This window comes from Paenibacillus silviterrae, assembly GCF_030167925.1.
Lineage (GTDB): Bacteria > Bacillota > Bacilli > Paenibacillales > NBRC-103111 > Paenibacillus_G > Paenibacillus_G silviterrae.
In genome coordinates this window covers 805,304-831,516 of the sequence record NZ_JASKUT010000001.1, presented here as the reverse complement: position 1 = coordinate 831,516, position 26,213 = coordinate 805,304, and the positions used below count along the sequence as shown (strand labels likewise).

23 protein-coding genes are annotated in these 26,213 nt (G+C 53.6%); 1 reads left to right on the top strand and 22 read right to left on the bottom strand.

Features of this window, described 5'->3' with window-relative positions; all coding sequences use genetic code 11:
- Positions 1–47: 47 nt before the first annotated feature.
- From dnaG to QMO62_RS03290, 20 genes are all read right to left on the bottom strand, one after another.
- The gene (dnaG, locus tag QMO62_RS03385; RefSeq protein ID WP_284638712.1) at positions 48–1,883 is read right to left on the bottom strand and encodes a DNA primase; all 1,836 of its coding nucleotides are present in this window, start codon (positions 1,881–1,883) and stop codon (positions 48–50) included.
- Positions 1,884–1,924: 41 nt separating this feature from the next.
- Entirely contained in the window at positions 1,925–2,386 is a 462-nt protein-coding gene (locus tag QMO62_RS03380; RefSeq protein WP_284638711.1) for a YaiI/YqxD family protein, read from the bottom strand.
- Positions 2,387–2,477: 91 nt separating this feature from the next.
- Complete coding sequence (locus QMO62_RS03375; protein WP_284638710.1) at positions 2,478–3,290, bottom strand: pyruvate, water dikinase regulatory protein; 813 nt, start codon at positions 3,288–3,290, stop codon at positions 2,478–2,480.
- A 360-nt stretch (positions 3,291–3,650) separates the two neighbouring features.
- A complete protein-coding gene (gene recO / locus QMO62_RS03370; protein WP_284638709.1) occupies positions 3,651–4,397 on the bottom strand; it encodes a DNA repair protein RecO in 747 nt (248 codons plus the stop codon).
- 52 nt (positions 4,398–4,449) lie between these two features.
- A complete protein-coding gene (locus tag QMO62_RS03365) occupies positions 4,450–4,590 on the bottom strand; it encodes a YqzL family protein (protein ID WP_284638708.1) in 141 nt (46 codons plus the stop codon).
- 141 nt (positions 4,591–4,731) lie between these two features.
- On the bottom strand, positions 4,732–5,655 hold the full coding sequence (era, locus tag QMO62_RS03360; protein ID WP_284638707.1) for a GTPase Era: 924 nt from the start codon (positions 5,653–5,655) through the stop codon (positions 4,732–4,734).
- Positions 5,655–6,074, bottom strand: coding sequence for a cytidine deaminase (cdd, locus tag QMO62_RS03355; protein WP_284638706.1), 420 nt, complete (start codon positions 6,072–6,074; stop codon positions 5,655–5,657). Before cdd ends, era begins: the two co-directional genes overlap by 1 nt.
- Before the next feature lie 40 nt (positions 6,075–6,114).
- A complete protein-coding gene (locus QMO62_RS03350) occupies positions 6,115–6,816 on the bottom strand; it encodes a diacylglycerol kinase family protein (protein ID WP_284638705.1) in 702 nt (233 codons plus the stop codon).
- On the bottom strand, positions 6,813–7,397 hold the full coding sequence (ybeY, locus tag QMO62_RS03345; protein WP_284638704.1) for an rRNA maturation RNase YbeY: 585 nt from the start codon (positions 7,395–7,397) through the stop codon (positions 6,813–6,815). Before ybeY ends, QMO62_RS03350 begins: the two co-directional genes overlap by 4 nt.
- 12 nt (positions 7,398–7,409) lie before the next feature.
- On the bottom strand, positions 7,410–9,650 hold the full coding sequence (locus QMO62_RS03340; RefSeq protein ID WP_284638703.1) for an HD family phosphohydrolase: 2,241 nt from the start codon (positions 9,648–9,650) through the stop codon (positions 7,410–7,412).
- A 20-nt stretch (positions 9,651–9,670) separates the two neighbouring features.
- Complete coding sequence (locus tag QMO62_RS03335) at positions 9,671–10,633, bottom strand: PhoH family protein (protein ID WP_372516701.1); 963 nt, start codon at positions 10,631–10,633, stop codon at positions 9,671–9,673.
- 212 nt (positions 10,634–10,845) lie between these two features.
- Entirely contained in the window at positions 10,846–12,027 is a 1,182-nt protein-coding gene (gene yqfD, locus QMO62_RS03330) for a sporulation protein YqfD (RefSeq protein WP_284638701.1), read from the bottom strand.
- A 21-nt stretch (positions 12,028–12,048) separates the two neighbouring features.
- A complete protein-coding gene (gene yqfC, locus QMO62_RS03325) occupies positions 12,049–12,327 on the bottom strand; it encodes a sporulation protein YqfC (protein ID WP_284638700.1) in 279 nt (92 codons plus the stop codon).
- 187 nt (positions 12,328–12,514) lie between these two features.
- Complete coding sequence (locus QMO62_RS03320; RefSeq protein ID WP_284638699.1) at positions 12,515–12,934, bottom strand: YqfB family membrane protein; 420 nt, start codon at positions 12,932–12,934, stop codon at positions 12,515–12,517.
- 36 nt (positions 12,935–12,970) lie between these two features.
- Positions 12,971–13,960, bottom strand: coding sequence for a flotillin-like protein FloA (gene floA / locus QMO62_RS03315; protein ID WP_284638698.1), 990 nt, complete (start codon positions 13,958–13,960; stop codon positions 12,971–12,973).
- Positions 13,961–13,982: 22 nt separating this feature from the next.
- On the bottom strand, positions 13,983–15,365 hold the full coding sequence (locus QMO62_RS03310; protein WP_284638697.1) for an NfeD family protein: 1,383 nt from the start codon (positions 15,363–15,365) through the stop codon (positions 13,983–13,985).
- A 127-nt stretch (positions 15,366–15,492) separates the two neighbouring features.
- Entirely contained in the window at positions 15,493–15,936 is a 444-nt protein-coding gene (locus QMO62_RS03305; protein ID WP_284638696.1) for a GatB/YqeY domain-containing protein, read from the bottom strand.
- Between the two features lie 14 nt (positions 15,937–15,950).
- On the bottom strand, positions 15,951–16,124 hold the full coding sequence (gene rpsU, locus QMO62_RS03300) for a 30S ribosomal protein S21 (RefSeq protein ID WP_284638695.1): 174 nt from the start codon (positions 16,122–16,124) through the stop codon (positions 15,951–15,953).
- Between the two features lie 123 nt (positions 16,125–16,247).
- Positions 16,248–16,598: a histidine triad nucleotide-binding protein gene (locus tag QMO62_RS03295; protein ID WP_284638694.1), complete on the bottom strand. Its 351-nt coding sequence runs from the start codon at positions 16,596–16,598 to the stop codon at positions 16,248–16,250.
- Between the two features lie 135 nt (positions 16,599–16,733).
- Positions 16,734–18,194 (bottom strand): methyl-accepting chemotaxis protein, encoded by a 1,461-nt coding sequence (locus QMO62_RS03290; RefSeq protein ID WP_284638693.1) that lies wholly within the window; start codon positions 18,192–18,194, stop codon positions 16,734–16,736.
- A 367-nt stretch (positions 18,195–18,561) separates the two neighbouring features.
- On the opposite strand from QMO62_RS03290, the gene QMO62_RS03285 reads away from it, so the two are divergent.
- Complete coding sequence (locus tag QMO62_RS03285; protein WP_284638692.1) at positions 18,562–20,481, top strand: FAD-dependent oxidoreductase; 1,920 nt, start codon at positions 18,562–18,564, stop codon at positions 20,479–20,481.
- 17 nt (positions 20,482–20,498) lie between these two features.
- Here the strand turns inward: QMO62_RS03285 and QMO62_RS03280 are convergent, their stop codons facing one another.
- Together QMO62_RS03280 and QMO62_RS03275 are read right to left on the bottom strand one after the other, a co-directional pair.
- Positions 20,499–22,625 carry a stalk domain-containing protein gene (locus tag QMO62_RS03280; protein WP_284638691.1) on the bottom strand — a complete coding sequence of 709 codons (2,127 nt, stop codon included), beginning with the start codon at positions 22,623–22,625 and terminating at the stop codon, positions 20,499–20,501.
- A gap of 110 nt (positions 22,626–22,735) precedes the next feature.
- Entirely contained in the window at positions 22,736–26,134 is a 3,399-nt protein-coding gene (locus QMO62_RS03275; RefSeq protein WP_284638690.1) for an AAA family ATPase, read from the bottom strand.
- Between the last annotated feature and the right edge of the window lie 79 nt (positions 26,135–26,213).

Sequence of the window (26,213 nt, the reverse complement as noted above, 5' to 3'; positions counted from 1 at the left end):
TCGTAAGCTCCCTCCTCCCTGGATGCATCCGCTGCCGGAAGGGCCGGCTAAGATGACTTTAACTGCTTTTCCAAGGAAATAATCTCACTGCCAATTTGTGCAGCCAGCAATATATCGCCGGAACGCTCTGCACGAATCATTTCTTCCCTCTTGCGCTCTATCGCCTGCTGCTGAGGATATTTCTTTATCTCTCGAATGTAATCGTCTATGACCTGCTCATTCAATCCATGCCGGTTTCCCATCATGATGAGCGAGCTGGCCAAGCCTTCGAGCTCCTCCTCCTGCAGTGTGCCGATAAACGTGCTCGCATTCGGTTCATACCCCTGTGCGTAATAAGCGTACAAGTAGGCGGCCAAAGCCGCATGAGCATCTACGTTAAAGCCGTCTCCCAAATGCTTCTGTACATATTCCGTCACGTCCTTGTCCGCCATCATGACGGCTAAGAGCTGACGTTCTGCATTATGATAAGCAGGATATAGCGATGGAGCCCGCTCCCGGGGCCTCCGGTCATTCATAACATTATTCCACGGCTGATCCTTATTATCCCCTGCATTGTTATATTTTTCCGATTGGAGACGGATCTCGTTCAGGGTTTGCATAGCGGAATCATAGGAATATTGAAATTCCCCGGAAAGCTCACGTACGTAGTGCTCGCGCTCGATCGGCGAGGACAGGCCTGCTATGATTTTCAGCGCTTGCTGAATGTAACGAAGCTTCTCGCCATCCTCTTGCAGCCTATAATTTTTGCGGAAATAAATAAGCTTATATTTGATCGACGGTACGGCGGCCTCGACAACCTCACGTACGAATCGTTCAGAACCATGGGCTGCGATGTATTCATCAGGATCGAGCCGGTCGGGCAGCAGTGCCACTCGCACCTGGCATCCCGCATTCTCCAGAATCGGAATGCTCTTATAGGCTGCCGATTGTCCCGCATTGTCACCGTCATAGGCTACGATGACGCGTTCGGCATTTTTCCGAATGACCTCCGCATGCTCCGGCGTCAAGGCGGTTCCCATGGTAGCTACTCCGTTCGTTACCCCGGCTTCCCAGGCTTTGATCACGTCCATATAGCCCTCGAACAACACCAGCTCCTGCGCTTTGCGTATTTGCGGGCGAGCATGATGGATATTGTACAAAGTTCGGCTCTTATGGAAAAGCATGGATTCCGGACTGTTCATATACTTCGGCTGTACATCTCCCATAGCTCTGCCGGCAAAGGCGATCAGCTGCCCTTTCCAATCATGGATCGGAAACATAACACGGTCGCGAAACTTGTCAACATATCCCGTTCCATCTTGTTTGGCCGTGATAAGTCCGCCCTTCTCCATCAGCGGAAGAGGGAATTCATTCTTCTCCAGAACGCTGACGAGCGTATCCCATCTTGCAGGAGCGTAGCCGATACCGAACATGGAGATCATCTTATCGTTCATACCTCGTCCTCTGAGATATTCCAGTGCCGGTTTTCCTTGCTCCGTATTCAAGAGGATGTAATGATACAGCTTGCCTGCCCGTTCATAGGCCTCCAGAAGCTTCACCCGTTCCGGATTTTCCTTCGCCTGGCGTTCGCCGGGACGATCCTCGAGCCCCAGGCTCAAATTCGCATCGTCAGCAAGCTTGCGCACCGCCTGACCGAAGGATACCCCTTCTACCTCCGAAATGAACCGAATAGCATTACCACCCGCTCCGCATCCGAAGCAGTGATAAATTTGCTTCTCCGGGGTTACGGTAAAGGAAGGAGATTTCTCCGAATGAAAAGGACATAGTCCTTTGAGATAATGTCCCTGCTTCGTTAAGTGAACATATCTGCCAACCACTTCTACGATGTCATGAGCTCGCAGGACTGCCTCGATTACCTCTTCCGGAATGCGTCCGTTACTCATCCTATCCACCTACATTCAAATTAACACCGTAATATAATTCGCTATTTTGTTCGATTCTCCTGCAAGCCAGACAAAACTTTTGTCAAAGATTGTAGAAAAAAGCGCCGATCCTCTTCCGTAAGCGGTTTAGGTCCCTTGGAATGCTTGCCGCCGCGCCGAAGTCTGGCCTGTTCATTACGCCGCTCCAGCAAAAAATCGATCGTACCGTCATGGAGCCGCTGCCCGCGGTTCGACAATACCAATGCGCGCTTCCCCAAAGCCAGTGCCGCTAAGCCAAAGTCCTGCGTTATTAAAATATCACCGGGCTTGATTCGATTGGCAATGTACAAATCGACGGATTGATCCGACCGGTCCACTTGGACCACTTGAACTCCCTCCGCCGGCTGCAAACGATGATCATATGAAGCTACCATGGTGATTGGGACTTGATATTCGCGTGCCGCCTGAATAATTTCCGATTTGACCGGACAAGCGTCGGCATCAACGATAATTTGAAAGGACATGGATTCACACCGTTTCTAAGGCTGAAGTACTAGCCGTTACCCTATATTATATACGATGAATATTTAAAAAATCCTGCTTCTCCCTGTCGCTTCAACGAGTACGGTACCAGTCGATAATCGTATTCGCCGTCTCCTCCACCGCTTTGTTCGAAACGTCGATAACAAGGCAGCCGATCCTTTTCATGATCGCATCCGCAAATACCAGCTCCTCCTGGATGCGCTTCACATCGGCGTACATTGCCGTGCTCGGCAAGCCAAGCGCCTTCAGCCGTTCCGCTCGAATCATATTGAGCTTCATCGGATCGATTCGCAGACCCACGATTTTTTTATTGGACACGGTAAACAGCTGCTCCGGAGGCGAGATTTCGGGAACGAGCGGAACGTTCGCGACCTTGAATTTCTTGTGCGCCAAGTACATGGACAGCGGCGTTTTGGAAGTTCTGGATACCCCCACCAATACGATATCCGCCGTAAGAATACCGTTAAAATCCCGTCCGTCGTCATATTTTACGGCAAACTCAACGGCCTCTACCTTTTTGAAATAATCTTCATCCAGCTTATGTATTTTCCCGGGTTCGTGGCGCGCTTCCTGCTGCAGCACTTTTTCCAGCGTCTGTACGACAGGTCCCAATAGGTCGATATAAGGAATGCGGCTCTGCTTAGCCCGCTTGACCAGGTAATCCCTAAGCTCCGGAATAACAAGCGTAAATACAACAATGCCGCTGCGCTCCTTCACCTGCTGGATCATTCGGTCAATCCCCTCTTGATCCTGAAGGAAGGGAATACGAATTGTCTCCACCTGCTGCGGATAAAATTGCGCTTCCGCCGCCCTCACCACGGCCTCGCCCGTATCTCCAGCCGAATCGGAAACAATAAAAATCACCGGTTTAATCAAGGCTTCCATGTTTAACCGCCGCCTTTCTTCTAACTACTACTACGAAAAAGTAAGGGAATATGTTTCAGAGATTATTGTCCGGGATATGGAGAGTGAAGTGTTTGCCGTAGAGTTTACGTGCCGCCTTTGAAATCGGATGAATACCATCAAATCTAATCTTACTTCATCCGATTTCAAGAGCGGCCGAAGGCAAATAGCTTCAGCTCGGAATGGTACTACGGACATCGGAAATATCTTCCCTTACTTTTCGCGGCTACAAAAAAATCCCGCCCCTTAAGTCTATGTACAAGACCCAGTAACGAGAAGTATTTCCAACGGCATATCAAATTATAGTAGCAAATGGTAAATTTCATGTCAATTCGTCAAATATTAAATGCCGTACTTGTCCATCTGATCCAAAAACGAGCGCGATTTCAGCTGCAGGCCGACATGCGTATCGAAATAAGCCCGCATGATACACTTCAAGGCAGTTTTCGTTTCCGGCTTTACATCAATTTGACCTAATCGTCTGACATCCAGCTGCGTGAAAAGTTTAAGCAGCTTATATACTCCGGGGGCCAAGCGAACAGCCTGCGGGTCACGCAAATGGCAGCGTTCGCAAAGAATGCCGCCCATCGTAATACTGAAAGCAAACGGTTCGGTGGCCTCGCGGCAAACGACGCATTGCTCCAGCTCCGGCGTATACCCGGCGAACATCAAAATTTTCATCTCATACAAGTGAGTGATAATTTGCATGTCCTTCTTCTCCTGCATCCCCGCATAGCTTGCACGAAGCTGCTCGAAAAGAAACGGCTGCCCTTCCTGGTCCCCCAGCATCCGGTCCGTCAGCTCGGCTAGGTAGGAAGCGTGCGCCGCCATATCCAAATCCTCGCGCAAAGGGTGAAAGCCCTCGATAATCTCCGCGTGATTCAGCGTTCCCAGCTGACCGGATTTGAAAAACAAATAATCCCCATAAGTAAACAGCTGTGCTGCGGAGCCGAAACGGCTTTTGACCTTCTTGGCTCCGCGGGCCACAACGCTTACTTTCCCTATTTCACGAGTGAAAAGGGTCAAAATCTTGTTGCCTTCCCCATAATCCATGCTGCGGATGACAATGCCCTGCACACGGTACTGCATCGACCGTAACTCTCCCCGCTGCTTCGATTCCTATTCCCAAACAAACTGCGTATTAATTCAGCAGATCAAAGGCTTGCGCTTGAGGCTCTTCCGATTCAGGCTCCTCGTCATCTTGATCTGTGATCTGTTTATAAAGCAGGTATGCATCGACATCTCCAGTCATTGAAAAATACTTCCACGAAAAATCTCTCATGTGTATCATCCTCTCCTTAGGACATGACGGTACCTGTTACTAGGATTAGGATGGTACGATTCAGGTCGAAGTATGCTAAACAAAAACTGCCATGTATGCATTTTTAACCCGCGGAAACCACAGTTGAAACAAGGCCGCCGCCTATTCGTTACGGAATCCGAGATCGCGCAGAACGCGGTCCTGATTCCGCCAATCCTTCTTCACCTTGACCCATAGCTCAAGAAACGTCTTGGATCCAAGCAGCGCTTCAATATCAGCCCTCGCCTTCTGCCCGACTTCCTTCAACAGCGCGCCTTTTTTGCCGATAATAATTCCCTTCTGGGAATCCCGCTCTACGTAGATAACCGCTTGGATATTGACGACACCGTTCTCCTGCACCTTCATATCCTCGATCGCAACGGCGATGGAATGAGGTACCTCTTCACGGGTTAAGTGCAAAATTTTCTCGCGAATCAGCTCTGCACAGACAAACTGCTCCGGGTGGTCGGTCACTTGATCAGCTGGGTAATACTGCGGTCCCTCAGGCAAGTACTTCACGACTTGCTCCAGCAGTGTATTCACATTATTGCCGTGAATGGCGGAAATCGGGACTATTTCTGCGAACGGATACATGTCCTTATACTGCATGATGATCGGCAGCAGCGCCTCCGGATGAATTTGGTCGATTTTATTCATCACAAGGAACACAGGCGTCTTGACTTTTTTCAAGGTCTCGATAATGTAGCGGTCTCCGCCTCCGAAGCCCTCCACGACATCAATCAGAAACAGGATGGCATCCACTTCGCCAAGCGTGCTTTCCGCCGCGTGCTTCATGTAATCCCCCAGCTTGGAGGAAGGCTTGTGAATCCCGGGAGTGTCCAAAAATACAATCTGGGCTTCATCCGTAGTATACACACCATGAATTTTATTTCTGGTGGTCTGAGGCTTATCGGACATGATCGCGATTTTTTGTCCGATCACTTGATTCATCAACGTCGATTTGCCTACATTGGGCCGGCCGATGATGGAGACAAAGCCGGATTTGAATTTTTGCTTTTGCGTATCCTTCGTTTGGGTTGCTGCCATTATGCTATCGTTCCTCCGTCTTCCAATTGCGCAGATGTAAATGCACCGGGGAGCAGCTCAGACACCGTCATTTCCCTGACGTCTCCCCGCAAATTACTCATATAAACCGGCATATCCGGCGGGCAAAGCTCCACTAGCACTTGACGGCACACGCCGCAAGGCGAAATCGGTCCTTCCGTGTCGCCGATTACGGCAATCGCCCGGAAGGCACCCGCCTTCACGCCGTCGGCAATCGCCCGATGAAGCGCCGTACGCTCCGCACAATTCGTGGGACCGTATGCCGCATTCTCCACATTGCAGCCAAGATGCACATTCCCCTCCGCATCCAGCAGCGCGGCTCCTACCTTAAACCGGGAATAAGGCACATAAGCCCGGTCCATTACTTTTCTTGCCAAAGCAATTAATTCACGCTGCTCCATTTGCCTTCACGCTCCTCTCCCATCTTTGCCATAACACCCTTCACATATGATACAAATAGTATGCCAAAAAGGAAACAAAGCTTCCCATCAACGCTCCGACGAGTAAGGAAGCCAGCGAACGCGTGCGCTTATCATAAAGCACGGCCATGATCAAAGCCGCTAGAAGATACGCCAGCAAACCGACCAAGGTCACCGGAGAGGTGCAGGTGATCAGCGTTGCTACGGCAAACGAAAGCGCTGTTAGGATGCTTGGCCTGAAGCCTCCGCCTTTCTGTCCGAACCTCGTTTCCACGATGATAACAAGAAGCAAAATCAGGCAAAGCAGGATCCACACCATACCTGCCGAAAAAGGAGTATTCTCGGCGATTCGCCATTCCACCAGCAGCTGCTCCATCGGCTCGAAGAAAATAATCATCCCGGTGATAGCGGCAAAAGCTGCAGACACCAAAACGGAGGCTGCAGCTGTGTCTTTGGCGATCTTGGCCAACGGATGAATGTCCGGCATGGCCAGGTCGACCGATTTTTCTATTGCTGTATTGATAAGCTCCGTGACAATCATCAGCGTGACGGACAACAGCAGAAATAACACATCCACCTTGGGCAAACGAAAAAACAAAGCCAGCACCAGCACCACCACCGCAGCGAAAAAATGAAACTTCATATTCCGCTGGGTTGCCAGAGCGTATTTGATCCCTTCATAAGCGTAACGGAAGCTGCGCTGCCATCGATCCGGCTGTCTCAACGGGTTAGCCCCGCTTTCAGCAGGATGGCCTCCTGCTTGCCGAACATTTCCTTCTCCGTCTCCGCATCCTGATGATCATAGCCGATCAGATGCAGAAAGCCGTGCACGAATAGAAAGCCAAGCTCCCGTTCTACCGAATGCCCGTATTCTTCGGCTTGCTCGATAGCGCGCGGGATCGAGATGATAATATCGCCGAGCGGTTCCTCGAAATCGGCTCCCTCTGCAGGTACACCCTCTTCGGCCAAGGCTTGGCGAATCTCCCCTGCTTCCCCGTCCAAGCGGCTTCCCTCTTCCAGCTCTTCCGCGTCGACTACGCCATCCTCATCATAGATGATCTCCATTTCATCCTCGCCCATTTCCTGCATGGCGAAGGAGAGAACGTCGGTTGGCTTGTCGAGACCGCGATACTGCTTGTTCAGCTCCTGAATCGTTTCGTTGGAAACGAAGGTAAGCGCCACCTCGCCTTCGGTAATTTGCTCCGATTCCCCTGCCAGACGAAGCAGCTCCTCGAGCTTTTCCACAAGATCCTGAGTGATTTCAAATGCTTCGTACTCATTGTTCCATGCTAATTCCAGAGCCATGTCGGCCTCCTTTTAGGCGTTAGCCTTCTTCGCGTCGGGCTTCTGCCCGGCGATGTCCGTCGGGTATTCAATCCGGGAATGGAAAATTCCCAGCAACGTTTCATTTAAGGTCTTTGCGATCTGGTCCAGCTCCCTGAGCGTCAGATCGCATTCGTTGAATTGGCCGTCATCGAGACGGCTCTTGATGATTTTGCGGACCATGGAATCGATCTGCTCCACCGTTGGATTGCGGAGCGAACGAACCGCCGCCTCCACACAATCCGCTATGCCAACGATGGCCGCTTCCTTCGTTTGCGCCTTCGGTCCCGGATAGCGATACTCAGCTTCCTCCGGCGGCTCCTCGCCTCGTTCCTCAGCCTGCTTGACGGCCTTATGAAAGAAGAACGCCAGCAGCGTCGTTCCGTGATGCTGCTCCGCGATATCCCTAAGCGGCTTCGGAATATTGTATTCCTTCAGCATTTCTACGCCGTCACGAGCATGGGCGACGATGATCGATTTGCTTAAGGCCGGATCGATTTTATCGTGCGGGTTCTCCATGTTGTTCTGATTCTCGATAAAATAGCCCGGACGCTTCGTTTTCCCAATGTCGTGATAGTAGGCTCCCACCCGGCAAAGCAATCCGTCCGCTCCGATCGACTCTGCCGCCGCTTCGGACAAATTCCCGACCATCACGCTATGATGATAGGTACCGGGCGTTTCCGTAAGCAGCTTACGCAGCAGCGGGTGGTTCGGATTCGCGAGCTCCACAAGCTTCAGCGGTGACAGGATGCCGAAGGCCACTTCAAAGAACGGCAGCAAACCGATGACGAACACGGCGGTGAGCAGACCGCCACCCACGGCGAACGAGCCGGCAAACAACATATCTCTGCGAGTCGCATGATCCTCGAGAATGAGCAGTGCCGTAACAAGCACCAGAGCAAACAAGGATACCATGACCCCTGCCTTCAAAATCGAGGAACGCTGACTAGCTCTCTGAATAGAGAAGATGGCCGCAAAGGAATTGGTCATGGTTAGCAGTCCGTAAGTAAAATCAAACGGATCCGCCTGCTCTACATTGAAAATGACGCTGGCCGTGACGCTGAACAGCACTGTGGCGATAAAGGCCATCTGCGCATCCAGCAGAATGGTGATCAGCATAGCTCCCATGGCCGTAGGCGCCAAGTATCCGATGAAGGGATAATCGAGATTCTGCACCATCGAGAACAGCTTCATTCCTGCAATCGTGATGACCAGAATCAGAATGAGCATCAATAGCTGAGCGTTATTGTAGCTGACCGGCAGGCGGCTTTGACGAACGAACATGAACAGCACCAGGCTAATAAGAATAATGAATAATAGCAGTCCGATATGAGGCCAGTACGTTTTTTCATCCTTCAGCAGATCCTGCGTCTTCAAGCGTCCGTATACCTCTTCGGTAATGCGTTCTCCCTTGGCGACAAGCACATCGCCTTTATCGATGTAAACCGGTTTCACGCTGTCGCGCGCCTTCCCTCTAGCCTCTTCGGTCCCCTTCTGATCATAAAACTTGTTGGGGGATACGGCTGCGCGAACAAGCTCCTGAACGAGCTCGCGGGATACGCTTTTCTCAAGGGTCGAAGCATTTACCAGCTCCGCCACCTTGGCTCTGGCGGTTTGCGCGTCGAGCAGCTGGTCGTTCATCAGCCGAATGACGATGTCCTTGGACACCTTCTCCATGGCAATCAAATCATCTTGTGATAAACGCGGCATCTTGTAAAAGGATTCCTCAGGAATACGATACTGCTGCTCCTTAAGCCGGTTGCGCATTTCTTGGAGCAGCGCATCGTTGTACTGTCCGCTGTTCTCGAATATTTTCAGCTGCCGATCCATATGGTCCTGCAGCAATGTCGGAAGCACTGTACGGTAAATATTAACCTTATCGGCCTGTGATACGTCCGCATCGTTATTGATTTGGCGCAGCTTTTCATAAATGGCTTCCAGCGCCAATTCATTTTTCAGCGAAATGATCTGGTAGACCGGCTGTACCTGACCGGCAGCGACCTCCTTAGCCTTCTGAGTGGCTAAGGCGTTCTCCACCGGTCGAGGCGCGATAATATCCTTCTCCGCGATCGTTCCCAGCTGAATATCGTACGTTTGCGGCACCATGCGGGGCAGCAAGGTCATGTAAATAACGATCCCCAGCATCAAAAACAGAAGAAAGCGCACTATGGCGCTGTATCTCCAACCGATGAGCTGGGATTGAAATTTGCCTTGTATCGAAACGCGATTGGTCATGACGAAAGGTCATCCCTTTCTCATCCTTCTTTGTCCTCATTGTAGGCTATGATGATTTTCTGTACCAAAGAGTGTCTGACTACGTCCTGCTCGGCAAATGTGATAAATCCGATTTCCTCCACATGCTTCAGAATGCGCTGCGCTTCCATGAGACCGGAAGATTTTCCTCGTGGAAGGTCAATTTGAGTTACGTCGCCCGTGATGACCATTTTGGACCCGAAACCGAGGCGCGTGAGAAACATTTTCATTTGCTCCGGCGTCGTATTCTGCGCTTCGTCCAAAATAATAAACGAATCATCCAGCGTACGTCCCCTCATATAGGCGAGAGGCGCGATCTCAATGAGTCCTCTCTCCAAGGACTTGAGCACCTGCTCCGGACCCAGCACATCGTTAAGAGCATCATACAACGGCCTTAGGTAAGGGTCAACCTTTTCCTGAAGGTCGCCCGGCAAGAAGCCGAGGCTTTCTCCGGCCTCTACTGCCGGTCGGGTAAGCACGATTCGCTTCACCTTGCCTTCCTTAAGCGCGGTTACAGCGAGAACGACCGCAATGTACGTTTTCCCTGTGCCCGCAGGACCGATGCCAAATACGATGTCTTTCTTCTTGATGGTATTGACATATTGCTTCTGCCCGATCGTCTTGACGCGTATCGGCTTCCCTTTGAAGGTCACGGCGATATCGCCCTTGAACAGATCCAGCAGCTGATCTGCTTTCATTTGCTTCGCGAGCTCCAGTGCGTAAGCTACATCCCTTTCGGTCAGGCTGTAGTTGTTGCGGATCAGCTCAAGCAGGACAGTGAACAGCTGTTGCAGCTGTTCCGCCTCAGCTGTGCTCGCTTGAATGACAATTTCTTCCTCGCGGGAATAAATCTTGGCCTGAGTCTGCGCTTCAATCAGATGCAGGAACTTATCCTGCGGCCCGAATAGCGCCAGCCCTTCTGCTGTATTCTTTAGTGCAACTTTCACGGTTGTCAATTGATCGATCAACAGGGAATCCCTCCGCGATGAGTTTTGAATTGGTCCACCTAATGGTATAAGACAATCAATTCAAAAGATTTAAAAAACTAGAAAGACGGCTCTCTACAGCGTGCTATAAGGGAGCATTTACGCCTATTGCCGGATGAAGCCAAAACTCGCGCCGATGTGGTGCTGTAAGGCGGAATTTCCGCATATCGCGTCAAGCCTTACAACATGCACTACGGGACGATCGGCTGCTCGGTTGCAATATGCTCTTCGATTTCTAAATGTACTTCCATATAAACTTTACCATTCTCCGTCTTTTCATGCAAAATTTTTTCACTTACGACGTGCGCATCCTTCCCTGCATCAGCTAAAAGCTCGGAGCGTACCTGCTCCAAACCGATCGCCCTAGCCTCCTTCGGATCGATCGGCTGCTCTACATATTGAACCTCCATGACCTTCTCGTGCATCCATCCGACCGGTAGGGCAAAGCTGCGCCAGCCCAGAGTCTTCCGGTCAGTCAAGCTTTCGAACTGCTCAAAGCCAAGCTGTCCGTAGCCCGTGATTTGCAATGCCCGGTTACCGAAGACGAGGTAGAATCGTTTTTTCGACTCACCGGTGTAGACTTTATACTTTTGCGTCAGCGGGACCTCGATTTTGGGGGTATACCAGACAAGCCCCTTCACATGCCCGGCAGCCACAACGGTTTGCTGGTTCATTTCGTCCCCCAGAATGCCCGAGATCAGAATGTCTCCCTTGCGTACATACATATTCGGCTTCACTAAAGGACGGCCCTTTTCTGCGAATAAATCAGTCACCATGGCGTTTTTCGCGGCTACCAGATGCTGCGGATTCATGAGCGGCGGCTTCTCCGGTATCGTCGCTTCCACCACTTTAATCACTACATGCGTTCCCCGCAGCTCAACCCCTACCCAAGCGGCGGAGGGCAGCTGGCTCTGCAGCTGGCGTGAGAGCTGCTCCGGTTCCGGCAGTCTTCGCTTCCATTGATATTTATAAATGCCTTCCTGCCTGGCTGCCTGCAAAATTTGATCGGTGGATATCGTTTGATTACCCTCCACCCTCACTTGCCAAACAAGAGAGGACAGTAAGTAGATCCCTACGAGAAAGCAGATAACGCCTACGGCAAAAAATTTACGCCGCCAAAGTTTGTCCAAGAAAAAGGGAAAGCCAAGCCGTTCTTTGATTCGAATGCGGGAGCCTGTCTCCTTCAAGAGCGGACGAAGCCGAAAAAAGTCACCGATCGAGATGCACATCTCCGCCCGATGGTTGTCCAAATAACGAATGTCCCAAATGGACATTCTTTTCTCGATAATCCGGTTGATGAGCCGCTCCAAACGGCTGCCCGTCACCTCCAACTTCACAAATCCGCGCCACAGATGAATATAGTTCTGCTTCACTTTCCGTTTCCCCTTTCCGTTCTATGGGATATATTGGATATCGTGGATGATGCCTTCGATGAATACTTCCTCCGACAAGATCGCGCGAATCGTCAGTTCTTTACCGTATACCTCGAGCCGCCCTTTACTAAGCGAAAGCTTAAGCACATCACTCGAAAAATGGAGCACACCGCGATGATTCTCTACATACAGCTGCATGTTTCCTATCATCGTTATGCGGGGAAAATCCATCACCACATCTTGAGGCAGGTCAAGCAGTTTGGCTGCGAATTGGTTAATTTTTCGAGTCAGGCTGCGCATGCAGTAACCTCCTCAGCGTTTTCTGTAGCTAGACAGTGGAACTTCGTTTTCTTATATCCGTGGATGATGCAGTTAGACTATTTACACCATATGCGCAGACGGGGCAAAAGATGATGTCAAGACAAAAAAAAGCACGGTTATCAAGCGATAAGGCTTGATAACCGTGCTTTTGGAGATGAGGACCATGCTATCGGCGGTACGGTCTGCGCGAACGGGGAGGGCCCAGAATCTCTGCCCACAGAACGCCTCTGGCAAGCTCCTTACCCGTCGGCGCTTCCAACGGCTCCTGTAATGTCTTCTCAGGCGTTTCGACCGTTCTCGCAAGCTTCATACGTTCCGTACGTTCTACCGTAGTAGGTACAGGAGACTGACGCTCCGCTCCGGGCACAGGGGCTGCAGACTTTCCCTGAGAGGGACGGGAAGTCTTCTGCTTAGGCCATCCCGAGCCGTCTCCTCCAAAGGGCGGCATCGAAGGAGCAGGTCCCTGTCCGCCACTCCCTCCCCGGGAGCTCTTCCAGCGTCCGAGCAAACCGTTAATCACAATATAGGCAATCACAAGAAGAAACCAATTGCTCATCAGAAAATTAATGATCTTTGCAAAGGTCATGACGCAAAATCACCCTCTTTCGGGAGACAGTAGTAGTTACGAATCTTCACGATCCCTATCGGGCTGATTCATGCGGCCTAAGGAGCTTCTCATTTGCGTGTCGGCGTCCAAATTTTTCAGATTCATGTAATCCATGACGCCGAGCTTGCCGTCTCGCAGCGCCTCGGACATAGCCAGCGGCACCTCAGACTCCGATTCCACTACCTTGGCCTTCATTTCCACGACACGGGCCTTCATTTCCTGCTCCAGTGCAACCGCCATCGCACGACGCTCCTCCGCCTTCGCCTGGGCAATGCGTTTATCGGCCTCCGCCTGCTCCGTTTGGAGGATGGCACCGATGTTTTTCCCAACGTCAACATCGGCGATATCGATGGATAAGATCTCGAACGCCGTGCCGGCATCGAGGCCCTTACCGAGTACGGTACGGGATATCAGATCCGGGTTTTCCAGCACGTCCTTATGCGAGTTGCTCGAGCCGACAGTCGTTACAATGCCTTCGCCTACGCGAGCGATAATGGTTTCTTCCCCCGCACCACCGACCAGCCGATCAATATTCGCCCGTACGGTTACCCGAGCGATAACCTTCACTTCAATCCCGTCCTTCGCTACGGCGGAAACGGTTGGTGTTTCAATGACACGCGGGTTTACACTCATTTGTACGGCTTGGAGCACGTCACGCCCCGCGAGGTCAATGGCTGCGGCACGTTCGAATTCCAAGTGAATGTTCGCGCGGTGAGCCGCGATCAATGCGTTAACAACGCGGTCTACGTTACCGCCTGCAAGAAAGTGACTTTCCAGCTGGTTGATGGTCAATCCCAAACCGGCCTTTATCGCTTTAATCAACGGATTGACTATGCGGCTAGGTATGACGCGGCGCAGCCTCATAGCAACAAGGGTGATAATACTTATGCGAACTCCGGACGCAATCGCGGAAATCCACAGCATCACCGGGACAAAGCTAAGAAACACGGACAAGGCAATAATCACAACAGCAGCAAGCAAAAAGAAATAAATCATCGGATCCATATAAGTATCTACCTCCTATAATTTAGTCCACTTGTTCCTTCACAACGACTCGCATACCTTCCACATGGACGACAGTTACCCTGCGACCGGAGGCGATAAACTCTCCTTCGGTGACGACGTCCACTTTCTCCTCCCCTATTCGAGCGGAGCCGGAGGGTCGAAGCGGCGTCATGGTAACACCCGTAATCCCCAATAAATCCGTCCGGCTTACAGCGGAAGTATAACCCTGTTCCGTAGTGAGCTTGTCGCGCAGAATGAATCGGTTCCAGACACCGCGATGCTGGAAATATTTCATCGTTACCCCGACAACCACCGCGGCAAAAACAAAAGCGATAGCCAGATTCCAAGCAGCCTGCTCCGTATTATAAGCAGCCGTAATGACGCTGCCGAACAAGGACAGGGCCCCTAGTATGCCTAAAATGCCAAAGCTGGAGACGAATATCTCAATAATCAGCAGCAGCACACCGAGGACGAAGAAGACGATATGCTCCACCTCGGCAAACCCCACGATGTAGTGGCCGAAGAAATAGAGCGTGAAGCCGAGCAGCCCTATAATTCCCGGCACACCGAAGCCCGGCACGAATAGCTCAATCGCAATTCCCGCTATACCGATAAAAAGCAGAATCATAGCCACCCAGGGGAGCGTGAGAAAACGGGCGATTTTCTCTGCGAGAGACGGCTCGATGGTTACCACTGGATGCTTCTCTAAGCCCAAAAAGCGGATCACCTCTTCCTGATTGGCGGCCAGCTTCTCGGAATATCCCACCTTCAGGGCTTCTTCTGCGCTAAGAGACACTAATTGTCCCTTCTCCACCGTACGGCCGATCTCCGGCATCGTCACCCCCACGTTCTTATCTACCATCGCTTCTGCGATTTTAGGGTTGCGTCCCCGCATTTCTGCGGCGGCTCTCATCTCGCTTGCCCAGTGCGCAACCACCTTGGCGTCATCAATGGCATTGCCCGTGACATCCACCACAGCTGCCGCTCCGATAGAACTGCCTGGCTCCATGGCGATTTTCGTTGCATTCAGAGCGATGTAGCTCCCTGCCGAAACCGCTTTCCCATGAACAAATGCCGTAGTAGGCACTTGGCTTCCCCGGATCATCTCTCCGATCTCTTCCGCTGAGTCCACTCGGCCTCCCAACGTATCAATGTCCAGGATGATGTGCACAGCCCGCCGCTCCTCCGCCTCCCGGAGTGAACGCTCGATAAACTTCTGCAATCCCGTTTCAACCGTTTGATGTACCGGAATAACAACCACCGGTGCGGACTGCGGAGGTTCTGAGGGGAGGGTCTTGGGCGAGGCCGCCGCCGAAGTACTTAGCCCCAGCAGATGAGCCAGCATGACCGTCCAAAGGACGAGCCATCGAAACCACCCCGTGTTAACGCTCGCATGTATCGGCATGGCATACCTCCAAGAAAAGTAACTTTGCTTACATCAGGTTATACGCATGTTTTCCTTTTTTGATTCAGAATAAGCTCACAAAGGCAAAAAAAAGAAACACCCCACAACATGGAGTGTTTCTTATGGTCTACGACAAAAACTGCGAGACGAACCCGTTCACGAGCTTCCCGTCCGCACGGCCCTTCACCTTTGGCATTAATGCGCCCATGACTTTACCCATATCCGCTTTCGAAGAAGCTCCCACTTCTTGGATGGTCTGCTGTACAATGGCTTTAACTTCTTCTTCCGTTAATTGCTGCGGCATGTAATCCATCAAAACGGCGATCTCGGCTTTCAGATCATGAGCCAAATCATCTCGACCGGCTTTTTCAAATTCTTGGAGGGAGTCTCTGCGCTGTTTGATCTCGCGATTCAAGATATCAAGTACTTCTTCTTCATCTAAGGTTCTACGCTGATCGATCTCAACATTCTTAATCGCAGCACGCACCATACGGATAACGGAGAGCTTAAACTTGTCCTGACTTTTCATCGCGAGCTTCATGTCTTCATTTAATCTATCGCTTAAGCTCATCGATTAAAGACCTCCTAGAACTTTCTCTTACGAGCAGCCTCTGACTTCTTCTTCTTCTTCACGCTAGGCTTCTCATAATGCTTGCGTTTCTTCACCTCTGCTAAAACGCCATCTTTCGCGATGGAGCGCTTAAAGCGACGAAGTGCAGCATCTATAGTTTCGTTCTTGCGAACTCGAGTTTCTGACACCAGTTTTCCCTCCCTCCGAACAGACCGTCCAAGACGAAAAAGACATTCATCAAACTTCATTATAGGTTAAACAGAAACATAGTGTCAACCTAAACTGCAAAGCATTTGCAAAATGCTTGCAAATCAAGCGCTTCGAACGTTCAACCCACCCAGCTTCTCACCGGCAAGAAGGTGATAGTGAATATGGAACACGATCTGCCCGCTGTCCGGACCGCAGTTGTTCACGAGCCGATAGCCGGCTTCGGTGATTCCTTGCTCCCGTGCGATTTGCTGGGCCGCCCGGTGAATCTCGCCTATCAGCGGCCAATCCTCCGGCTCAACGTCATTCATCGATGCAATATGCTTCTTGGGGATGATGAGCAGATGCAGCGGCGCTGCAGGTTGAATGTCGTGAAACGCTATGACATGCTCGTTTTCGAACACCTTTTTGGAAGGGATCGAGCCTTCGACGATCTTGCAAAAAATGCAATCCATGCTTGTCCCCCCTTCCCGCAATGAAACTTCTATAATCATACCGAAAATTGAATCAAAAAGCGAATCAAAATCGGGGCGAAACGGAAATAAATTTTACTTCTCCGCGGCAAGCGTCCGGCTTCCTCCGCGCTGACCTCACTCCATCCAATCGTTTACCACCTCTACCACCCGTTTGAATCTTTCCCGGCCCTGCGTCGCTAACGCTTCCTTTGCACGCTCATTGTCTCCCGCCAGCATCCATTTGGCATTTTGATCCTTAATCAAGCCAAAATGAAGCCACGCCGTGTGCAGCTCCGTGTAATACCTGCGGTCCCGGGACGTCTGGAGCGATTGCTCCAATTCGGCGAAACGCACCTGAAGCTTCTTTTCCTCGATCAGCTTGCGTTCGTGCCAAGCCCCAATGAGCGACGGATCGGTCGAGTAAATCATAGACACCATTACCGCCCGGATGCCCAGCGCGCAATCCAGCCAGCGATCCAGCTCCTTCTGCAGCGGATGCAGCTCCTCGCGGGAGGGCAGCCGGAACTGCGATACGACAGACCGGAGGGTCAAGCTGTTATGCGTGGCCTCCTGGATCGACAGGTTCATCTGTCCTAGATTATTCAGCTGCAGTTCCGCAGACGCGAGCACCTCCTGGCTTCCCGCCGAAGCCTGCTGAATCATCGCGGATGTTTCATTGACGCTCGAGGTAATCGCCAAAGAGCTGCCGGCGATGTCAGCGACCCGTTCATTCATTTGGTTCATATCCCGGGCGATGCCGCGCAGGAACGCGTCCATTGCCTCGTACCTCTCCAAAGCCGTTTCCATGGAGCTTCTGCCCGACTGTGCAGATACTTTCATGTGAGCTATGCTCCCGTTCAAATGCTGGCCTTGTGTACTTACCTGCTCCAGCTGCTCCTCAATGTGAAGAGTAACCTCATTAGTCCGTACCGCAAGCTTGGAGATTTCGCCAGCCACTACGGCAAAGCCTTTCCCCTGTTCTCCCGCTCTTGCTGCCTCAATGTTGGCGTTAAGTGCCAGCAGCTTGGTTTGATCGGCAATATCGGCTATGAGCTTTGTCATCTCCGATATCAGGATCAAGGTTTGATCCAGGCTGCTCATCCTTTGAGCTACCTCCTCCGTATCCGAGGAAATGCGAAGCATCCGCTCCACTGCCCCTGTCATTTCCTGCTTACCCGAAGCCACGTCCTCAGTCAGCTTGCCGGAGGAAGCAGCGACAGCATGGCTTGTCCCGCGAAGCTCTTCCAAATGCCTTGAAATACGAGAAAGCTCCTCAGCGGTGTCCTGCACGTGAACAGCCGCCTCCTGCAGCCCTTCGCTCATATCACGGATAATGTCCGTCACGTTTCCGACCTGCTCCTGAATCTGCTGTGAACTTGCCTTCATCTCCTCCATCCGGCGATGAAGCTTACGCGAGCTTCCATCAACGATCCTCAGCATGCCTCTTAAGCTTCGAAAGCTCCTGACCAGTGCCCGGAACATTCGATTCCGGCCGCTTCCGTGAATCGTCTGCTCCTTGGTGAAATCCCCCTCCGCCATTAGTGTAAGGGTCTCCTCTAAGCGTACGGCTGAATTTGAAGAAAACAAACGAATCATGACCAAAGGCCCCCTTACTCAAATTTTAATGTAATATAACCTGACATTCACAAGACTTATAACCCAAATATAAATTAAAAACTGACATTAATCAACGATTTTCGAACTGTTATTCACCTTTCTTCAGAATTGTTTGTTAACTTTCCTTACATTAAGTTGCTTTATACCTAAATTACCGAACAAACTCCCTTACTCTTCTAAGGAACATTCGTCTCTTTTGAAAATGGTCTAATGCCTAACCAATAAGTCCGAGGAATTTATAGACCGCAAGTCTAATATCAGTTATAATAATGCTAATTCAAAGTTTTACTTATGAAAGCTTGTATTGGAATAGATCATTCGGTTTGGATCAGGGGGCTTGATCGGAATGAACCGTTATATGCGGGAGTCCACCCAGAAGAAGCGTGAATTCATGATGGAGGTTGCGCTTCGCCTGTTCGTGGAGCGCGGGTATGAGCAGGTTTCCGTAGACGATATCATCGCGGCAACGAATACGTCCAAAGGTACGTTTTATCACTATTTTCAGGGCAAGGATGAAATACTGAGGGAAATTCCGCGGCGGCAAATCGCAATCATCAAAGCCTGGTCAAGCCGAACGCCATCCCAGGTACCGTCACTGGAGGCTCACGTCAACCGCCTTATGCTGGAGCTTGTTGCCCCCATCGGCGCTTCCCCCAAGCTCATGCGGAGCTTAATTGCACTGTCCATGCAGAACGAAGGCCTGCGCGCCGCGGTGGATGAACAGAATCGGTATCTATATGAAAGCTTGCTGCGCTGGCTGCCGGAGCCGGGGAAGGCACGGGTGCTGGTCACGGCGTATTTGGGTACCATCATGATCTGGTGTTCGCGTGAAGGCGGGGATCTAAATGAAATGCTGCGCAAGCAGCTGGCTTGGGCTTGGTCGGGCCTTCGCACAAGCCATGTTGAGGAGCCTGTGCTGCCGGAGCCGGAAATGAAAGGAGCAAGAAGCATGAAAATTGCGATTATTGGAGGAGGCTTAGCCGGCCTGACGGCTGCAGCCTATTTATCGGAACACCCGGGAGTAGAGGGCGTTCTGTTCGAAAGAAGCCCGCAGCTCGGCGGCCGCGCTTTTACGTACGAGAAAGCCGGATTTACACTGAACTATGGTGCCCATGCGATATACGGAATTGATCGCCATGAAATCTCCGCTATGGAGCGCGAGCTTGGTCTTTCCTTCAGCTCCAAGCAGGTAGATAAGCGAAAGGTTATGTATGCCAAAAACGATGAGCTGACGCCGGCGCCGCTTGATTTTGTCAATCTGATGCGGACCGAGCTGCTCAGCCCGATGCAGAAGATGCGTTTTGTCGGTGAAATTACCGCCATTATGGCGAATATCCATACACTCAAAAACTTCAATACGCTAGGCGATTACTTAGCCGACTCGGATGCCGGAGAGGACGTAAAGGAGCTGTGGGAGCATCTGGTTTGCTCCAATTTTTTCATTACGCCGGAGGAAGCCCGCAAGGTTCCCGGTTCCGTCATCAGCGAGTACTATCATAACCTGTTCCTGTCTAGCCGCCCCGTCAATTACGTGCTCGGCAGCTGGGCTGTCATTACGAACCAGCTAAAACAAAAGATCGACATGTCCGGACGATGGGATATTGCCTTGCAGCAAGGCGTCGAAGGCATCCGTTACGCCGACCGCAAATTCGTGCTGCAGACGAAGAACGGTGAATCCGCTTTTGATAAGGTGATCTTTGCTATGCCGGTGCAGCAGGTGTGCAAGCTGACCAAAGGCACTCCATGGGAGCCGTTCCTTGCTCCGTACGAGGATAATACGGCTACCGAGGTGATGGTGTACGATATCGGCCTGCGAACCGTCGTTGCCCGCCCTTTCAGCTATATCAGCGATATGAACAACAAGCTGTTCATCAGCGACGTATCGGCTACGGATCATACTCTTGTGCCGGCCGGCGGCCAGCTGCTGCAGGGCATCGCTTATTTAAGCGATAACTTTGCCGATGAAGCGGAGCGCAAAGCTTACCTGGACGCCAAGACAGCTCAGATGGAAGCTCTGTTCGATCAGTATTATCCGGGCTGGCGCGAGGCGGTTGAAGTAAAACGGGTATCCAAAAAGGCCATGGTCGCCAGTGTTAAAAATATCAGCAGCAACCAGCTGCTGCCGACGCGTCTGGAGAATGTGCCGTTCTACTTCTGCGGAGACGGCTGCCAGGGCAAGGGCGAGCTCGCAGAACGGGCATTTTCTACCGCTCGTCACGTTGCGAAGGCGATTCTCGAAGAAGCTAAGGAGCTTGTAAAGGCATAATACCGTATGGTAAGGGATTATAGCTTAGCTGTAAGCCATGTTTTGACGCGATGGAACAGTCCTGAAGCGGCTGATGCGATCGTTTGAAGCTTAGAACGCCAACCCGATTCCTGTGTGGAATCGGGTTTTTGTTCATCTGCAGGTTCGGAAGGCTGCGTGGTTGTTTGCTGCGTAGAGGAGTGCGGGAGTGCTGCAGTGTTTCCGTTGGTCGTAATTTGAACCGTTCGGGTGGTTGCGTCCCAGCCTACCTTGCCGCCGAACGCCTCTGCGACGAATCGGGCCGGGGCCATCGTATAGCCGTTCACCAGTTGAGCGGCCATATCCAGTGTTATCTTCTGTCCGTTCTTCTCGGCAATAGGGTTACCGATTTGGATCGTAACCGTAGTATCGCCCTTCTTGGCCGTGGCTGTCTTCGTTGTAGGATCCCACTCGACGACGGCGCCCATAGCCTCGAAAATGGCGCGAAGCGGAGCCAGCGTGCTGCCCTCGCGAATGACAGGCGGCTGCTCATAGCTCTGCAGCTTGTTGTCTATTGCAACGGATACCTCCGATGATAGCGTAAACGACTTTGAGGCTACCTTCCTACCGTCATGGTTATAGACTGCCAGTTCAATTTGGGAGTTGTCAGGCACGGAGCCCGCCTTCAGATCAATACCATATGGAGGCTTGGTCTGTGTCTCCAGAAGCTTTCCGTTTAAGTAATACTCCAGCTTGCCGATGTAAATATCGGGAATCTTCACAAAAGGTGTTAGCTTCGTCTGCTTCGCGAACGCCGATCCGTCCGTTACTTTGACATGTCCGATTCTATCGGCGGGCTTGGCGTTGTTCTCCACCTTCGTAAGATAATAAGGGCTGGAAATCAGCTTGCGGTAAAGCTCGTACATCTGTTCGTTATCGCGAAGCAGATAGTTGTTCCTCGATTCCCGGTCCGCCAAATTCACGTTGAAATAGGTAATGGACTTCAAACGCGGGTATTTCTTCGGCATGATGTCATATAAACGCTGCAGGTTCAATGTCCCGTACTCCGTGAACGATTCCTGCGGGATATGCGCGTAATGGGAAACGGCCGTTTCGCTAATCATCAGCGGCTTGCGGTCCGCGTACGTTTTGTACAAATAGTCCAGACGCTCTACGGGCGAGGTCGCCTGCATGTTTCCTTGCCCGGGGTCGCCGTTCTCATACGGCTCGGAATACAAGCTTACGCCGACCCAATCCACAACGTCATCCCCAGGATAATAGGCGTCCATCGAATACATAGGAACGTCGCCCGGACTCCACACCATGGCAACATTCGGCGCTTCCTCCGCCATAATGCGGTGTACCATCCTGAATTTCTCGATATATTTTTGCGGATCGCCGTGCCATGGAACCCAGTTGCCGTTCATTTCGCTGGCATAACGCAGGAAGATCGGGATTTCGGAGGCCTTGGCTCCCTTGGCGAAGGAGCGAACTACGTCCTCCGTCACCGCATCCAAGCCCTGCGACGGCTCCCATGCGATCTGAATAGCCGCACCGGCTTCCTTCGCGCGGTTAGCGAATTGGGTCGGAAAGTCTTTACTTACCGGGCCATAGGTTAGGTAGAGCGCATGCTTTTTATCGTAAAATTGCTCGGACCGGGTAAAAAAGTTCAGCATTTTCGGATCCTGCTCCGAATATAAGCCGATATACGTACCGTATTCCGGCTCGAACTTCGCCAGCTTGCCTTTCTTCGGTGCGGCCTGGCGTTTCAGCTCCTCCTCCTCATCCGTCGACATATATAGATCGATCGTCGTACGGATTTGCTCCGCACGAATGAGGTCCACCGCTCCCCAATCCTTGCCATGGAGGAGCCAAAATTTATTTTCCAGCTCGTAATATTCGATGGCTTTGTCATACTCCTTGATGCTGTCGTAATACTCGTTCAAGCTCCCGCTGAACAAGGCTGCTCCCTGATAATCTCCCAGCTGTTCATAATGCTTTACAAGAAACTCCCAGTGCGGTACGGCGGCAGCAGGATTGCCCTGTTTTACAGCTGCTTCGGCAGCTACCCAGCGGTCCCAGATCGCGTCGGCGCGAGCCGGGGCCGGTGAAGCCGCAGTCAGCAGCAAACTGCAGCATATCACAGCTGCGTATAGCTTGCGGGTGAATCGTCCCTTTAGCTTCATGATTGCTGAATCCCCCTTGTATGTAGGCACTGACCTCATTATAACATTACGTATGTGGGACGAGGTACAAGTATTCATGCATGGCGGGGTATGCTTCCGTGACCGATAATCTACATGGTCTCCAGTGTGATTCGGCTGCCTTTGCCCCCCGGCTCCGCGGGATGAACGATCAAACGCCGTGCCAGTCTCGCTCTAAGCTCCGGCACGTGGCTGATGATGCCGACGGTCAGCTTGTCCATATGCAGCTTCTCCAGCGCGGAAATGACCGTCTCCAGCAGCTCCTGGTCAAGTGTTCCGAAGCCTTCGTCCAGGAAAAAGAACTCCAGCGGATACTGGCCCTTCAGCTGAATTTGGGCCGACAGGGCGAGCGCCAAGGATAACGAGGTAAGGAAGGTTTCTCCGCCGGAAAGCGTGGATACCGGCCTTCGAACCCCGCCATTGGCGTCATCCCGGATGACAAAGCCGCCTCCCGAATCCACCTCGATCGCATATTTCTGCCTTGTCAGTTGTCCCAGCCGCTCGGAAGCGGCCCGGCTGACCTGCATCAGCTGCTCCTCGGCAAGGTATTCTACGAAGGCGTTGCCTCGCAGTACGCTTTGCAGCTTCCCCAGCAGCTGAAGCTCCGCTTGCTTCTCCTGCCTCAGCGCTTCCAGCCTGCTCCACCGCTCATGCTTCGCTTGAAGCTCCTCGGCGTCCCGTTCCGTTTTCGCCTTTGCCTCCAGCGCAGCCTCGTCACGCTCCTTGCATCCTGCCAGCTCATGCTCCAGCTGCCCCCATGCTTCGTCCGACACCTCGCGTCCGGCAAGCTCCGCCTGCAGCTCCTGTAGCCTTGCGGCTACCTGATGCTCCTGCTTGCGCTGCTCCTCCACTTCGCGGGTGTATTCCTCCAGCTGCTGCGGGGTAAGAAGCGCATCCGTCACTTCCTCCGGAGCAGCGAAGCCTTCCTTCACCGATTCAGCCGCCCATTCGCGCGCCGCCTCCGCGTAAGCCTGAGCAGCGGAATCGACGGCCTGCCGCGCCGCCGCATCGGCCTGCGCCTGACGCTGCTGCTCCTGCCCGGCCGCGTCCAATACTTCCGCGCTGTGCTTTGCTTCCGATTGCAGCTGCTGCAGCTGCTGCTCCGCGGAACGCGTAAGCTGCCCGATCTCCGTATCCGAAGCAACCCAAAGCGCCAGCTTGTCCTCCTTTTGCTTCACCTGCTGCTGCAGGGTATCACGCTCCGCGATCGTTTGGACATGCTGCTTCTCGTATTCGTTCAAACGCTGCTGCAGCGTTTCCATATTGCTCTGCTTTTGCGTCAGGAAGTCCGCCGCCACGCCAAGCTTCTCGCGCAGCTGCTCCGCCAGCTCGTCCTTCGCCTGCAGCTCCGCAGCCGCCTGCTCCGTACTGTCCGATGAGAGCTCGGGGAAGTGCACAGCCCATTGCGACTCCAGCCGACCGAGCTGCGACTGAAGCTCCTGCGTCCTCCGCTCTTGCTGCTCCAGCCACTGCACGGCAGACTGCCGTCGCGCTGCCAGCTCTTGCGACTGCCTCTCGTGCTGCCTGCGTTCCTGAAGCAGCTGTGATAGTCCCGCTTGCAGCTGCTTGACTGCTCCTGCGAGCTGCGGCAGCACGCTGCCGGGCTGCAGATTACCTGAGAACGCCGCCGCAGGCGGAGCTGCCGCTGCCGCGGCTTCCGCCAAGCCCGGCAAGCCAGGGGCACCCGAGGCTTCGCTTTGCAGCGCTTCCCGTACCTGCTCCCCCATGGCCGTAAGGCTGTGCAGCTGCTGCTTGCAGGTCAACTGCTGCTCTCTTGCTTCCGCCAGAAGCCTTTCCAGCTTCTCTATGCTGCCGCTCTCTTCGTCGGATGGCGATCCCGCCGGCTGAGGGTGCTCCAGCGAGCCGCATACCGGACAAGCCTCTCCTTCATGCAGGTGAACCGCCAGCACCGAGGCCAAAGAGCTCAGCTCCGCCTGTTTCATCGCTTCGCGCTGTTGTTTGATCTCGTCCGGCAGCTCGGCGAGCTGCTCCTCAATCCACGCTTCCGCCTGACGGGCATGCGCCTGCAGCCCCAGGAGCTGCTCCACCCAGGCCGCCAGCCTCGCCTCCGCACCGCTCTGCTGCTGCGCCAGCGCTTGCCGCTCGCCGTCAAGGCGCGCCAGCTCCTGCCGCTGCTTCGCGAGCTCCGCGCCCTGCGCTTCCGCCTCCTGGCGCAGCCGGTCCTGCTCGCGCTTCTGCTGCAGAGCGGCGGCCAGCCGCTGCCGCTCGGCGCTGCCGACCTCGGCGCGCTTCAGCTCCGCCTGCAGCTGCGCCTGCCGCTGCAGCGCCTTCTCGCGCAGCTCGCGCTCGCGCGCCAGCTCGGTGCCGGCCTGCGCCAGCTGCGCCTCGAGCTGCGCCGCTGCAGCCGCCAGCGCGGCCAGCCGCGTGCGCTCGCCGGCGAGCTCGGCCGCGAGCGCCGCCGCCTGGCGCAGCTGCTCGAGCCGCGCGGCCAGCGGCGCCTCCTGCGCGGCGAGCGCGCCTGCGGCAGCGCCGTGTGCGGCCTGCGCCGCAGCGAGCGCTTCGGCGGCGGCCGCCAGCGCGGCGGCACGGGCCGCAGCGGCGGCGCGCTCCTGCGCGAGCAGCGCGGACGCGGCCTCGCGCCGGCGCACGAGCGGGCGCAGCCGCTCGGCCTGCGCCGCGCGGGCGAGCCGCGCCGCGAGCGCCGCCGCCGCGGGCGCGCGGGCCGCGAGCGCGGCCTGGCGCGTGCCGAGCGCCGCGAGCTCGCGCTGCAGCTCGCGCACGGCGCGCAGCTCGGCGGCGCGGCGCTCGCAGGCGGCGAGCTGCGCGCGGGCGGCGGCGGCGGCGGCCTGTGCGTGGCGCAGCCGCTCCTGCGCGGCGGCGAGCGCCTCCGCGGAGGCGTCGCCGAGGCCCTGCTGCTCCGCCTGCAGCTCTTTCACGGCGATGTCGGTTTCCTTGAACCGACCGGCCGTTTTGGCACTAAGCCGATCCCCGTAAGGCTCGAGGTGGAACAGCCGCTGGAGCATAGCCCGTCGCTCGCTGCCCTTCAGCCCGAGGAACTCGGCGAACTTGCCCTGCGGGAGAACAACCGCCCGGGTAAAGTCCTGCATGGACAAACCCAATATATCGGCTACCTGCTGGTTCACCTCGCCGGCTTTGTCCGCAAGCACGACGGTGCCGTTCTCTTCAAATGCGATTAAACGGGACACCGTGCCGTTGACGGACACGTCCCCGCCCCGCTTGAACTGACGATCCACGCGATATCGCTTGTGTCCCCCCGGCTGACCCAGCTCGAAGGTGAACGAGACGGAAAGCGTCGTCTCCGCATGGTTCATAATCGCTTGCGTACCGCCGGGCGCCCTTTCGACCTTGCCGAACAGCGCCAGCGTCATGGCATCCAGAATCGACGACTTCCCGCTGCCGGTCGGCCCGAAAATACCGAATACGCCGGCTCCCGTCACCGTCGTAAAGTCGATCTCCTGTACCTCACGATAGCTTTGCAAACCTGCTATGGACAAATGAATAGGCCTCATCGCCCAATCACTCTCCCTTCCATCTGTAACATGCTTTTCCTACCCTGCTTCTTATAGCGTCAAGAGATGATCGCTGCGG

Bases quoted from the DNA above. Each gene is read 5' to 3' on its own strand.
- QMO62_RS03380 (WP_284638711.1), bottom strand. From the start codon at position 2,386: ATGTCCTTTCAAATTATCGTTGATGCCGACGCTTGTCCGGTCAAATCG.
- QMO62_RS03320 (WP_284638699.1), bottom strand. From the start codon at position 12,934: ATGACCTTTGCAAAGATCATTAATTTTCTGATGAGCAATTGGTTTCTT.
- recO (WP_284638709.1), bottom strand. From the start codon at position 4,397: ATGCAGTACCGTGTGCAGGGCATTGTCATCCGCAGCATGGATTATGGG.
- QMO62_RS03305 (WP_284638696.1), bottom strand. From the start codon at position 15,936: ATGAGCTTAAGCGATAGATTAAATGAAGACATGAAGCTCGCGATGAAA.
- cdd (WP_284638706.1), bottom strand. From the start codon at position 6,074: ATGGAGCAGCGTGAATTAATTGCTTTGGCAAGAAAAGTAATGGACCGG.
- floA (WP_284638698.1), bottom strand. From the start codon at position 13,960: ATGGATCCGATGATTTATTTCTTTTTGCTTGCTGCTGTTGTGATTATT.
- ybeY (WP_284638704.1), bottom strand. From the start codon at position 7,397: ATGGCTCTGGAATTAGCATGGAACAATGAGTACGAAGCATTTGAAATC.
- QMO62_RS03295 (WP_284638694.1), bottom strand. From the start codon at position 16,598: ATGGATTGCATTTTTTGCAAGATCGTCGAAGGCTCGATCCCTTCCAAA.
- QMO62_RS03310 (WP_284638697.1), bottom strand. From the start codon at position 15,365: ATGCCGATACATGCGAGCGTTAACACGGGGTGGTTTCGATGGCTCGTC.
- QMO62_RS03275 (WP_284638690.1), bottom strand. From the start codon at position 26,134: ATGAGGCCTATTCATTTGTCCATAGCAGGTTTGCAAAGCTATCGTGAG.
- QMO62_RS03365 (WP_284638708.1), bottom strand. From the start codon at position 4,590: ATGAGAGATTTTTCGTGGAAGTATTTTTCAATGACTGGAGATGTCGAT.
- dnaG (WP_284638712.1), bottom strand. From the start codon at position 1,883: ATGAGTAACGGACGCATTCCGGAAGAGGTAATCGAGGCAGTCCTGCGA.
- QMO62_RS03290 (WP_284638693.1), bottom strand. From the start codon at position 18,194: ATGATTCGTTTGTTTTCTTCAAATTCAGCCGTACGCTTAGAGGAGACC.
- QMO62_RS03375 (WP_284638710.1), bottom strand. From the start codon at position 3,290: ATGGAAGCCTTGATTAAACCGGTGATTTTTATTGTTTCCGATTCGGCT.
- QMO62_RS03285 (WP_284638692.1), top strand. From the start codon at position 18,562: ATGAACCGTTATATGCGGGAGTCCACCCAGAAGAAGCGTGAATTCATG.
- QMO62_RS03340 (WP_284638703.1), bottom strand. From the start codon at position 9,650: ATGACCAATCGCGTTTCGATACAAGGCAAATTTCAATCCCAGCTCATC.
- QMO62_RS03280 (WP_284638691.1), bottom strand. From the start codon at position 22,625: ATGAAGCTAAAGGGACGATTCACCCGCAAGCTATACGCAGCTGTGATA.
- yqfC (WP_284638700.1), bottom strand. From the start codon at position 12,327: ATGCGCAGCCTGACTCGAAAAATTAACCAATTCGCAGCCAAACTGCTT.
- era (WP_284638707.1), bottom strand. From the start codon at position 5,655: ATGGCAGCAACCCAAACGAAGGATACGCAAAAGCAAAAATTCAAATCC.